This is a genomic window from Pseudoalteromonas sp. MMG033 (assembly GCF_057197785.1).
This window is the reverse complement of sequence record NZ_CM170070.1, coordinates 2091040-2102452: the sequence shown is the minus strand read 5'-3', so window position 1 is coordinate 2102452 and position 11413 is coordinate 2091040. Positions and strand designations below refer to the sequence as shown.

General features: G+C 39.5%; 10 protein-coding genes. 6 read left to right on the top strand and 4 right to left on the bottom strand.

Annotated elements, in window-relative coordinates; translation table 11 throughout:
* Positions 1-95 precede the first annotated feature (95 nt).
* Together AC2CZC_RS09180 and AC2CZC_RS09175 are read right to left on the bottom strand one after the other, a co-directional pair.
* Positions 96-404 carry a DUF6172 family protein gene (locus tag AC2CZC_RS09180; RefSeq protein WP_484584574.1) on the bottom strand — a complete coding sequence of 103 codons (309 nt, stop codon included), beginning with the start codon at positions 402-404 and terminating at the stop codon, positions 96-98.
* Between the two features lie 380 nt (positions 405-784).
* Entirely contained in the window at positions 785-1174 is a 390-nt protein-coding gene (locus AC2CZC_RS09175) for a hypothetical protein (RefSeq protein WP_484584573.1), read from the bottom strand.
* A gap of 755 nt (positions 1175-1929) precedes the next feature.
* Here AC2CZC_RS09175 and speD point away from each other — a divergent pair.
* From speD to AC2CZC_RS09155, 4 genes are all read left to right on the top strand, one after another.
* On the top strand, positions 1930-2367 hold the full coding sequence (speD, locus tag AC2CZC_RS09170; protein WP_484584572.1) for an adenosylmethionine decarboxylase: 438 nt from the start codon (positions 1930-1932) through the stop codon (positions 2365-2367).
* A gap of 20 nt (positions 2368-2387) precedes the next feature.
* Positions 2388-3350 (top strand): polyamine aminopropyltransferase, encoded by a 963-nt coding sequence (speE, locus tag AC2CZC_RS09165; RefSeq protein WP_484584571.1) that lies wholly within the window; start codon positions 2388-2390, stop codon positions 3348-3350.
* Between the two features lie 149 nt (positions 3351-3499).
* Positions 3500-5296, top strand: coding sequence for an ABC transporter ATP-binding protein (locus AC2CZC_RS09160; protein ID WP_484584570.1), 1797 nt, complete (start codon positions 3500-3502; stop codon positions 5294-5296).
* Between the two features lie 286 nt (positions 5297-5582).
* A complete protein-coding gene (locus tag AC2CZC_RS09155) occupies positions 5583-5879 on the top strand; it encodes a hypothetical protein (RefSeq protein ID WP_484584569.1) in 297 nt (98 codons plus the stop codon).
* An 829-nt stretch (positions 5880-6708) separates the two neighbouring features.
* Here AC2CZC_RS09155 and AC2CZC_RS09150 read toward each other — a convergent pair.
* Positions 6709-7398: a hypothetical protein gene (locus AC2CZC_RS09150; RefSeq protein ID WP_484584568.1), complete on the bottom strand. Its 690-nt coding sequence runs from the start codon at positions 7396-7398 to the stop codon at positions 6709-6711.
* Positions 7399-7635: 237 nt separating this feature from the next.
* Between AC2CZC_RS09150 and AC2CZC_RS09145 the strand changes: the two genes are divergently transcribed.
* Positions 7636-9087 (top strand): carboxypeptidase-like regulatory domain-containing protein, encoded by a 1452-nt coding sequence (locus tag AC2CZC_RS09145; RefSeq protein ID WP_484584567.1) that lies wholly within the window; start codon positions 7636-7638, stop codon positions 9085-9087.
* Between the two features lie 85 nt (positions 9088-9172).
* On the opposite strand, the gene ppiC is transcribed toward AC2CZC_RS09145, so the two are convergent.
* The gene (gene ppiC / locus AC2CZC_RS09140; protein WP_484584566.1) at positions 9173-9451 is read right to left on the bottom strand and encodes a peptidylprolyl isomerase PpiC; all 279 of its coding nucleotides are present in this window, start codon (positions 9449-9451) and stop codon (positions 9173-9175) included.
* A gap of 762 nt (positions 9452-10213) precedes the next feature.
* Here ppiC and AC2CZC_RS09135 point away from each other — a divergent pair.
* Positions 10214-11074, top strand: a complete 861-nt coding sequence (locus AC2CZC_RS09135; RefSeq protein WP_484584565.1) for a hypothetical protein — start codon at positions 10214-10216, stop codon at positions 11072-11074.
* Positions 11075-11413: the final 339 nt, after the last annotated feature.

The window sequence follows — 11413 nt, the reverse complement described above, 5'->3', positions numbered from 1 at the left end:
GGCGCAATACGCTATCGAATGACCAACGAAAAAATGCCAGATAAAACAGGGGCGATGTTATCATCGGCCCCGCTTTCATTTACTGACTGCTTGCGTTACAGCTCAGCATCATCTTCTGAAGTACGTGCTTGTCTGTGACCAGCTTTTGCTAGGATTTCAACATAAAATGACGTCAGGTTTTCTTGCTGAGTTTGATCTATTAGCTTGTTGATTTGTGAGACATGAACAGGCTGTGCTTCCGCTTCTGTATTACCAAACTTACAATCAAAGTCCCAAAAGTCCGCGCCTTCTGGTAGCGTTTTATTACGCTCACGCTTTAGGTATTTTTTGATTTCAAATTTAACCGCGTCAACGCGTCTTGCTAGTTTTACTTTCGGGTGAGTTAATTCAAATGTTTTTTTCATAATTGCCTTCAAACAAGCCATACGCTAACGAGCGTTAACTTGTTGAGTAATAAGGTGAGTCTATACATGCGCATTGCGCACTAAAATAAATGCCAATAAATAACAGCGTAATTTTACGTGAAATTAGCCGCAGCCGCATCCCCTTTTATGTACACCGACAGTTAAGGCGAGATACTTTCAAGCAAATATTAGTCACTGAAGGCGCTCTTGTCTAAATTCGTAGCACCACAAGATATCATGCTTATTGTGGTATCAAAATTGGTGTTAGCAGACCTGTTCGTCTCTCGTATTCACACTTAATATAAATAAAAATGGGCCAGCAAAGCTGACCCAAAAAGTAGAATTCAACTTGCCTATGCAAGTTTGCCCGTCAAACTAAATTAGAAGTTTAAGACTTTTTTGACATGGCATTTTTGAGGTAAAACGCCTTTTTGTACCTCAACTTGCACTCTGTCACCTGCTGAGAAAGCAGATGCAATATTCGTTACTTTTTCAAGTAAATCAGGCTTGTCGTAAGTAACAATGCCATTCATGCGACAACTAAACCTACGGCCATTACTATCTGTTGCACTGACAGTGAAGTGGTTTTCACTTACCGTCATAGAAAACGTACCCGCTTGGCTATCGTCTAGCACCGCATCTAGCTTTTCAATGATGATACCACCACCATAATTTTGCTCTGTAATCGTTACTTGCGCTGCTGATGCTAGATTTGCAGACATACCGAGTACAAGCGCGCTTGCAGCTAACGCTTTGTTTAAATATTTCATTGTATATTATTCCTTTATACGATTATGTTCATTGCGATGCCCGAAGCTTAAAAGGCACCAATCACCATCAAAAATCATTAGAAAATCGCATTAATATAAATATATTAATAATCCACCCTAATAAAAGATTTGAAATCATTTATAAAAAAGCACACTTCACCACATCACTGAGACAACATCACTTTGTTAATTTTTTCACTCAATATAAATGTGGTAACAAGACCTTTTATTTTATCTATCACCATGACGAAGCTTCGCATATATTATTTAACAACAAAGTGTAAAAAGTAATAAACCACCAACCACAGACCCTTAGCAAAGCCGTATTAACTGTGCGGTTAAGCTCATCAGGCAACAGTAACCAAGGTTTTATATAAAAACACTGGGTAAAACACTTTGATCTCACGCACTTTGTGATGAATTTACATTGTAATGTGTGGTGATTTATAGATTAAGAAATCAGTGATTGATTAAGCCGCTTATGATGTGCTCAAACACAGCCAGTTTACGCAAAGCTATTAGAGCCGAATAAAATCAATGAATTAAAAGAGTGTATAACCGTACTTTTTACTGAACCGTGTTTTTTCCACAATCATTGCACATTTCAATGCTGCAATGTCCGCACTTGGAAATCATCAATGATGAAATTCTCAACCCCTGTGATCTGGCTGTCAACTTGGCGCCCTTATCACTGCGTTAGTAATGAAAAAGGCAAAATGCCAAAGCCACATTAAAACAGAACACAGAGTAAAAGCATGAATATACCTTCATCAAAACCTGAGTTAGTAAACCCATTAGGTCAGCATATTATTGTCGATATATTCGACGCCACTAACCTAATTGGTGAAAAGAATATAGAGCAGATGATGATTGATTGTGCTAATGCAGCCAATGCCACCATTTTAAAGACCCACTTACACCCATTTGAAACCAATGGCGGTGTATCAGGCATGATCATTTTGGCAGAGAGTCATATTTCTATTCACACTTGGCCTGAATATAACTTCGCCGCTATGGATATTTTTATGTGTGGCGATGCACAACCTGAATTATGCCTACCAGTGATAGAGGCACACTTTCAGCCTGGCAAAATGCTCGTTAACTCCCTCACCAGAGGAGGCTCTGTCACTGATGCAGGAGATTTTCAGCCACTTTTACACAGCCAATTTCAGCCACCCCTACAAACCGCATAATAAACGGAGTACGCAAGCAAATGACTAAGATTAAATGGCACTACGAGCAAATGACAAGTGGCGTTCACGTTGCACTTCGTTCAGAAAAAGATTTGGTCGATGTGGAAACTGAATTCCAAGATGTCAGTATTTTTGAAACTCGCCACCTTGGCAAAGTAATGCGCATTGACGATGGCATTCAGGTCACCACCAAGGGTGAACATATTTATCACGAAATGATGGCGCACGTGCCGATTTTATTTCATGGCAAGGTTAAAAATGTACTGATTGTTGGCGGTGGTGACGGCGGTAGCGCACGCGAAGTATTAAAACACCACAGCGTAGAAAACGTCGTTATGGTCGATATTGACGAGCAAATTATCCAACTGAGCCGCAAGTATTTACCAGAGATAAACAATGGCGCATTTGATGACCCTAGATTTGTCCTGCGTATTGGTGATGGCGCTGACATCATCTCACAATATAGCGACTGCTTTGACTTAATCATTTTAGATGCCGCAGATCCAGACGGTGGCGCATCTGAAACACTTTTCACTCAGTCATTTTTTGGCAATTGCTTAACTGCGCTAAAAGCAGACGGTATTTTAGTCGCTCAAGGCGGCACACCTTACTTCGAACCTTATATGATGCAGTCTATGGTGTCGCGCTTAACGCAAGCGTTTAACAATCCGGCTGGTATTTATATGGGTGGTTGCTATGACTACTTTGGCGGCTCACATGCATTTATCTGGGCAACACGCAGTGGCACCATTAACACCCTGTCACTGGAAGAAATTGAAGCGCGTTATAACAAGGCAGATATTCAAACAAAATATTACTCGCCTGAAGCACATTTTGGCTCATTTTTCTTATCTAAAGACATGAGAGAATATGTCAATCAAGCAGTCAAGTGTGAAAACGTCGATGAGTTATCTATGCCAGAAGCCGGTGACTGGGATGACTATACGCCAGAAACATCCAACGACGATGATGACGACGAATAAAGCTTAGCCTTGTCTGCCCTAAAAGCAGCTGGGTATGCATTTCAAGCCACTGAAACGAAAGATTATATTCGTCTCGGTGGCTTATTCATTCTGAGCCCACGCAAGTTAGCATGAGCTTTACTAGATACATCTAGGTGCCATACAAAGCAATGAAATCACTATTTAAGTTATTCGAAAAACTAGGCCACAAAGACGCTTTTGATAGCCAGTTAAATGAAGCAGATCATAACCTATCCTTTATCCGACAATGCACTAAGGAGTTTTCTGGCTGGATAGTGGTCGCCTTTTTTATCTCGTTGCTAGGCGGCATTTTACAGATTGTCACTTTCGATTTTTTGGGTGAGCTCGTTGACTGGCTCGATACCGCAAGTAGTAGCATCACGCTCAATGACAAAGGCTATGAACTTGCGTTTGTCGCCATTGCGATTGCCGTGGTCATTCCCACCATTACCCTAGTTAAAAACCTCGTTTTTCATCAATTATTAGGGCCAAACCTACAAAAAAATACCCTAATTAAGCTCTATCGTACGCTCATTGCCTCACCTGCAAGCTACCATGAAGAAGACGATCCCGGCTCAACCGCCATTGTCATAGTCGATACCTCTGAAGCCATCATCGATGTGGTATTGCAGTTTTGTGGTTTTGCCGGTTTTTTACTGGCATTTTTAGGGGCTTTACTACTTTATGTGGGGAATATTGACGGCTGGCTGACACTGCCCTTTTTAATATGGACAGGCTTATTTTTGGCCATGCTGTTAGGGCAGTGGATCCCAAAAGCCAAAACCACCAACCGATTAGAGGCACAAAGCTGCGCAGAGATCACTGGCAAATTCACTGAGCGCTTTGCTCGTATCCGCACAGTAAAAATGCTCTCAAATGATGACTATGAGCAACAGTTTGCGCAGAAGTGGGCAACGCGTCATCGTAGAGTAGTAGCAAAAGAGTATCGGGTTTTCTCTAACTTTGCGTCCGTCGTAGGGCTACTCAATGGGATTTTAGTCGTTGGCACTGGGGCTTTATGTTTGCAGCTTTGGCTCAATAACACCCTATCCATTGGTGAGTTTTCCATGGTGTTAGCCTTGGTTTATCGTGTGATCTCATTGTCTGAGTGGTGCCAAGAAGAGTTTGATGCCTTTTTTGTTTCTTGGGGCCAAGTCACCGTAGGCAGAGAAGTCGTCAATGAATTTTTGGAAGATATTGAGCCGCTCGAAGACGAAGGCAATTTCAATGTATCAAACGGTAAAATCACCTTTAAAAATGTCGAATTCGCCTATGAAAACAAAGCCCCTCTATTTACCGACCTGTCTTTAAAAATAAAATCAGGTGAAAAAGTCGGGATCATCGGCCCCTCTGGTGCTGGTAAATCTTCCTTGCTTAATATGCTCACAGGCATCGATGAAATAGAAAGCGGTGGTATTTATATTGATGGTAAAAATATCGAAGATTACCCAACCGATAAAGTCTGTAATGAAATCAGCTTTTTAAATCAGGATATCGGGCTGTTTAATCAAAGTATTTATGAAAATGTCGCGTTTGGATTAAATAATGTCAGCAGAGAGTCTGTCAGACAAGCCCTCAAAAAAGTCAATGCGTTAGAGTTTGTAGAAGACTATAGCGACGCGCGTGGTCGAAAAGGGCTAGCTGCTTTTATAGGTGAAAATGGTGGGCAATTATCTGGCGGACAGCGCCAACGTCTAGCATTTGCCAGAGCCATATTAAGAGACAAAAAAATACTGTTATTAGATGAAGCCACCAGTGCCTTAGATCCTGAGCTAAAATCCGAGTTTATTACTTCAATAAAAACACTCATGAAAGGTAAAACCGTTATCTCTATCGCCCACTCTTATGATGTGCTTTCAATGATGGATCGTATTATAGAAATTAAAGATGGAAAGATTGTAAAAGACGAAAAGCCTGCCAATATAATTAACATAGAACATAAATAATAATATTAAACTAGGCGCCTAGAGCGCCAATTTTAAAAAAACATATAATTAAAAAGTTACAAACAAAATAACAACACGATTAGTAAAACAATAATATTCACACCCAAACCACTGAACCAATTATTAATTAACATGTGAACAAAACAACCCAAAATAAACAACCCATTGTTTATACTACTTATTTACCCCACAAAAAATCAATTTCATTTTTTGAACTCACATCTCAACCAAGGTATATTCCCTCTCGAAATTAGCATTAATTTCAAACTTAAAATAAGGAAATAAAATGAAAAAATATATTGCCTCTCTATTATTACTAGCACCACTTGCTGCATCAGCTTCGGCAAAAGACTTAGACGTTTCTCCTCAGTATTACAATGGACCAATAACAATATGCCAATATGAATACGCTGATAGCACCCCTATGTCTGTAGACGCGAAAGCAAAAGTAGATATTGGTATTCAAGCGTATATGCTCAGATACAGGCATAGAGGTCACATTCAGTGTCAAGGTCCAATATATCACAATGGTGGTATTTATACCTTTGATAGCCAGTGGCATACTTATGGAAGAATTTATTAATCACTGCTAAATCTAAAGCCGTGCATGGGTCGCTTGACCATGCACTTTAAATCAATGAGGTCATAGTCATTGGTTATCTACCTAGCTCTTATAACTCGATGAATTTCTCTCGCCTCCACGCTGTAAAGGTGCCACTTTCTACCTGATAGCATTTCAAGCTGATGTTTAAAGTACTCACCACCAAGCACCCACACGTTATTTGTCGAATCATGGATCTAAGTCATTACTTTATATAAATTTTCTCTTGCTAACCGAGCTATATACTTTATCTATCTTATTTGACGGTGAAGACCAAAAATCTAAATACACTTTACGCTATGCCGATAACTAGACCACCTTTATTCCAGAGATTATGGCACTAACTTGGCTCTAACAGGATTTAATTCAATATATCGACTTACTAACAGAAAATATCCCTCAGTATCTACTAATTTAGATTTATACCTACTTAGAGCCCACCCCTTTGATAAATATAGTTAAAATAGAGAACACAATCCAACCCACTGACTAAATAAACTTACCTTTACCATTAGGCGTCGTAGGTTTCAACCATATATGGACATAGCTCGTTATCAAAAAACAGGCATGTATTTTCACGTAACATTAATTTTCATACGGTTTTAACTAGCCCAAACAAGCAACGCGGCCTTCGCTTCAAAAAATATCACTTGTCAATTATTACCAGACTAAATGGCGAACTTCAGTATATTAGGTAATTTTAACCTCGGTAATTTCACCATATAATTAATAACTCTTTAGTTTTTTGGCAATGGCCTATCACTACATACTTATTGCTATTTTAAAGAGATTGCCTTCTTTGATTATATATCTATGCAGATGTACGTACTTTTGGGTTAACAGCTTCGAATAAAAGGTGACCAAACAATCCTGTGTCTACGTTTAAGCGCTCAGAGAGTGTTTTATATTCTTCTCCAAAACCTTCAGGATGAAATTGTTTATCATATTGCTGTGTCAGTTCATTTAATCTGATAGACCCATTTAAAGAAGACGAATTTAAATCAGCATATAGATAAGAATCTCTATGCTTGAGACTGTCAACAATACCGCTGTGTATTTGAGTAAAGGCGTCTTTCAACTTTTCATTGCCAGCCAAAGCCGCTTCCAAATCATTTATCTGTGAAGAAGAAAGCCTGCCACTACTGAGCTTTAAATTACCTTCTTTATCTTGGTATAAGTCTAAATCCTTTAAATCTAAATGCGGGTTTTGATTAGCCTGCTCTGCTTTGAACTTATCAAATTCACTTAGGCTAGTTTTCAGTGCTTGCTGTGTCTTTTCCATTGTCTCCATATAAGCAAGCGTGGCTCTTACCGCTTCTTCCTGAGCAGCTTTGAAATGCTCTTCTTTGATGCCCACATTAGTGTCTAAGGTCACTTTTGCCGAGGTTTTAGGCGCTTCAGATTGTATCCTTGATTCTTTCAGTTGCTTTGTAAGTGATGACTGCTCGCTGCCAGTGAGTGTTTGCTGATTTGTAACGATGTTATTTCGATTAATTTCCATCAGTTTGCTCCAATCCTTGAAAGCCACGCATGAGTAATTGGCTTAATCTATAAATATGAATTAGTCAAAAATAGCCCAAAAATTACGCTCTAACAAGTATAAAATCTGATCAGTCGCAATTAATGTGATTATTTTTCACACATCATTATTGCTTATAACTTGCATATTAAATACAGTAAAAATGCATGCTTTTTAAACAGTGTGTAATTTATTATTTTAACGAAAGGAACTTAGATCGTGAATAAACTAATAATAAGTGCATCTATGTCGATTTTAGCAAGCTTTACTGCATCGGCTATTGATCAACATAATTTGCACATTGAAACAGACTATAAACCACAATTAAAAATTGAAGATATAGCAAGCCCAGTGCAACATGATGGAACGCTTAACGAAATATACCCGAGCCTTGAACGACAGCCATTAGCAGTTCAAATTCAAAACCCCGACCAAATTAAACAACAGCCGCAGCTAAGTCACTTAAACACTGCTCAGCCTTTAACGACACCTAGCTCCACACCAGCACAGCGTAGCGGATGCCCTAATTTAGACTTAAACAATGCCGTTTACACCGCCTTTACAGCACAGGGACAAATACAGTGTTATAGCGTTGAAGTTACAACCTCGACAAAAATCGAAGGGCTCATGGTCGACATACCTGCCAATGTTGACTACAACTTGTTCCTATTTAAACTAGAAGCTGATGACAGTCTCACCCCTTTGGACATATCAAATCAAGCAAACTCAGTCACTGAACAAGTTGTATTTAAAGTAGAACCAGGTGCCTATATTATCGCAGCAGAATCAACGCAATGGGCTGCTGCCAATAACGCAATCATGGGTTGGTTTAGTCATCCGGATTTTGATGCAAACGAGTCAAATGATAAGCCATCACAGGCAACAGCACTGACCTCTATTGCAACTGTGCAAGGCAATATGGACAACCAAAACGACTTGGATTTTTTCACATATCAAACCGATGCAAACCAAAGTCAGGTGAGACTTAATTTCAGCGCCAGTGATCAATTTATTTTTGAAATTTGGGGTGGCTCTTCTTGGTTACAGGCACCAAATAACCAACTGGTAACCCTTAATACAACAGGAAACTCAACACTTGTACTGCGCACACGTGCAAATCCAGCAAGCTTGCCACCTGTTTCCGCACAATACGCATTTACGCTATCAAACCCTGATGCGGGAGCAAGAATATCAAACAATAGAGTGTGGAATAATGAAAACCTGACTAACTTATTACATCCTTCCTTACTTGAAGCACATAATCAATTGGGTATGTCAGGAACTGTTATTGATGCAAATGGCGCTGCAGTCCCCTTTGCACCAGTGGTGCTATTGGGTGTATCTAACCAAGGTCAAAATTTAGGGGGCCAAGCTCTAGTTTCAGATAGCCAAGGCAACTTTTCTACCACCCTTGATTTGATTGACTGTGCTGGGACAGATACGGTTAATAAACGCAATAGAAGCTATCGCGGTACACCAACAAACCCTGAATTGTGGTGGGATATTACCTTTCAGCTCGGCGAATACTACTTTATCCTTCAAGATTCAAATGGCACTAATCAATATCAGTTTAATCACGATTTTGCCCACATTTGTAAAGAACGTATCACTAGAACTTGCTATTGGCAACGAGACTATAGCAATGGCGGTGAAGAATATAGATGTTTTTAAATAACTAACTTTGTATTGGCCACATCTAATGTGGCCAATATTTTACTTATGAAATCAACGGAACCGCATCATGAATATGGGTTTATTACGTGCGGTATAACACCTTAATAATATGCCAACCAAACTTAGTTTTGACCAATTGAGGCGTTAACACTTCTCCAGAAAAACAGGCCTTATCAAACTGAGGAACCATGGTGCCGCGTCTAAACTCTCCTAAATCTCCGCCCTTTTTACCAGATGGACAGGTCGAATGCTTCTTCGCAAGAGTTTGAAATTTAGCGCCCTTTTTTAACTGCTTCAGGATATCTTCCGCTTGCTCTTTATGCTTTACTAAAATATGTAACGCATGTGCTGTACTGGCCATATGTCTCTTTGCTCACTGTCTGAATGATTTCGCTTTCGAAACCGCAATAATACACCAATATGCAATGAATGAAGAGTGCATAAATCCTTACACCCGCTGTGTTTCAGCATATGTGTTGTACTTTTCATCGAGAAAACAATAGTTCATTACCGTTATATTCGCTAACAGCAAGCACCTACCATCCCTATATTTTTGTGCTGCGTAAAATTGGATAAATAACTCATTTAAAGTACAGAATACATGCGGTAACACTCGCCATATTGACTGACCACAAAGCCCGATATTGATTGCCTTTTTGCCTATGTTGATCGAACCGCAAGCAGTTTCGTATCTATATTGCCAGCTAAATTACGTTCACTCAAAACCCATTTTATAAATTGTATTCTTAGATATAAGAGTAAATGGAGAGTAGAACACCCTGAGTACGTGATTTAGCGGCACTTTTCTCATATAACATTAAGTATAGAGATCATGCGATTACGCCATAAAACTTGCGCACAATGCCAGCAAAGCAAAGCGGTCATGTACCGGTGTCGCTATGACAATAATATCCAATGGCGGTTTATTTGTGGGCCCTGTTTAACCGTCATCAAAAAGCAATTCGCTCAAACCTATCAATACGGTGGCACTTGGAAGGCACGAAAAAAATAAGCAACACATTTAAAGGCTAAATTACTAAAAAAGTAAATAACCAGATGAACACCACGCAATGTCAAAAGATGCACTACGCTAGTAGTATTGGGCAACAATGATGAGAGACCAATGTACAAGCTCATACTTATTTGGCTTTTGCTAATAAGCCACACGTCCATTGCCACTGAGACAATTCGCGTTCGAGGCAGCCAATCAGAGCATGATAGTACACATAATTATTATGTTGGGCTCATAGAGCTGGCTTTCGATAAAATCAACAAACCAATTAGAATTCAATTTGCACCTTATATGGTACAAGAGAGAGCGCTACTAGAACTGCAGTCTAATCGTTTAATTGACTTGTACTGGGCAGGCACCGATCAGCAAAGAGAGTCAGAGTTAGGGGTGGTGCCTATACCACTGATAAAAGGGTTACTTGGCTATCGCGTTTTTACCATTCATCAAGATAAAGAACCGCTATTCTCTCAAATCAAGTCTTTAAAATCGCTAAAAAATATCACTTTGTGTCAGGGACAGCACTGGCCTGATACAGACATCATGCTAGCCGCTGGCCTTAGCGTGATCACCAACGTCGTCTATGAAAACATGTTTAAGCAAGTTTATGTCGATCGGTGTAGAGCTTTTCCCAGAGGGATTAATGAGGCCTTCTCCGAAGTAGCAAGCCGAAAGCAAATCATGCCTAAGTTACAGGTATTTGATGATGTAATTTTGCACTATCACTTCCCAATGTACTTTTTTACCCATAAAGAAAACACGCAGCTCATTGATGACCTGAAGTCGGGTTTAATGCTGGCAATCAAAGATGGTAGCTTTGATGAATATATGCAAACGCACCCTACGACTAAGCACTTGTTTCCTCTGAGCAAGTGGGACAATAAAACGATATTAACCATAGATAATCCGTTTTTACCTCAGTCCACACCAATTGAAGATAAAGAGCTATGGATAACACTTGGTAATAACAAGTAGCGGCCAGCTGTATAAATCTTAAAAATAGGTGCAGGGTGAATACCTATGAGGTAAAGCAAAATGGAGACTGTCCTGAAGCGGTATGTCTAACTAAAACATTGAGCAACAATGTCATGCGCTCCCCCCTCAAACGCGCTGCACACTATTGTTACAAACTGGCCTTAATTGAACCAGCTGCCAACGGCCACTGTTTATTACCACCACTTATTCATTAAAATCACTAATAATTAGTATCAAAATTTCCTCACCTTGATTTAAAAATAAATAAAACATTGAAAAATAATGCTTTTATTTTGTGGTCTGCTAATTGCTGAATAAGGTCATACTCTACAAGATAAG

Coding starts and splice junctions, on each gene's coding strand:
- speD (WP_484584572.1), top strand. CDS start 1,930: ATGAATATACCTTCATCAAAACCTGAGTTAGTAAACCCATTAGGTCAG.
- AC2CZC_RS09180 (WP_484584574.1), bottom strand. CDS start 404: ATGAAAAAAACATTTGAATTAACTCACCCGAAAGTAAAACTAGCAAGA.
- AC2CZC_RS09175 (WP_484584573.1), bottom strand. CDS start 1,174: ATGAAATATTTAAACAAAGCGTTAGCTGCAAGCGCGCTTGTACTCGGT.
- AC2CZC_RS09160 (WP_484584570.1), top strand. CDS start 3,500: ATGAAATCACTATTTAAGTTATTCGAAAAACTAGGCCACAAAGACGCT.
- AC2CZC_RS09135 (WP_484584565.1), top strand. CDS start 10,214: ATGTACAAGCTCATACTTATTTGGCTTTTGCTAATAAGCCACACGTCC.
- ppiC (WP_484584566.1), bottom strand. CDS start 9,451: ATGGCCAGTACAGCACATGCGTTACATATTTTAGTAAAGCATAAAGAG.
- AC2CZC_RS09155 (WP_484584569.1), top strand. CDS start 5,583: ATGAAAAAATATATTGCCTCTCTATTATTACTAGCACCACTTGCTGCA.
- speE (WP_484584571.1), top strand. CDS start 2,388: ATGACTAAGATTAAATGGCACTACGAGCAAATGACAAGTGGCGTTCAC.
- AC2CZC_RS09150 (WP_484584568.1), bottom strand. CDS start 7,398: ATGGAAATTAATCGAAATAACATCGTTACAAATCAGCAAACACTCACT.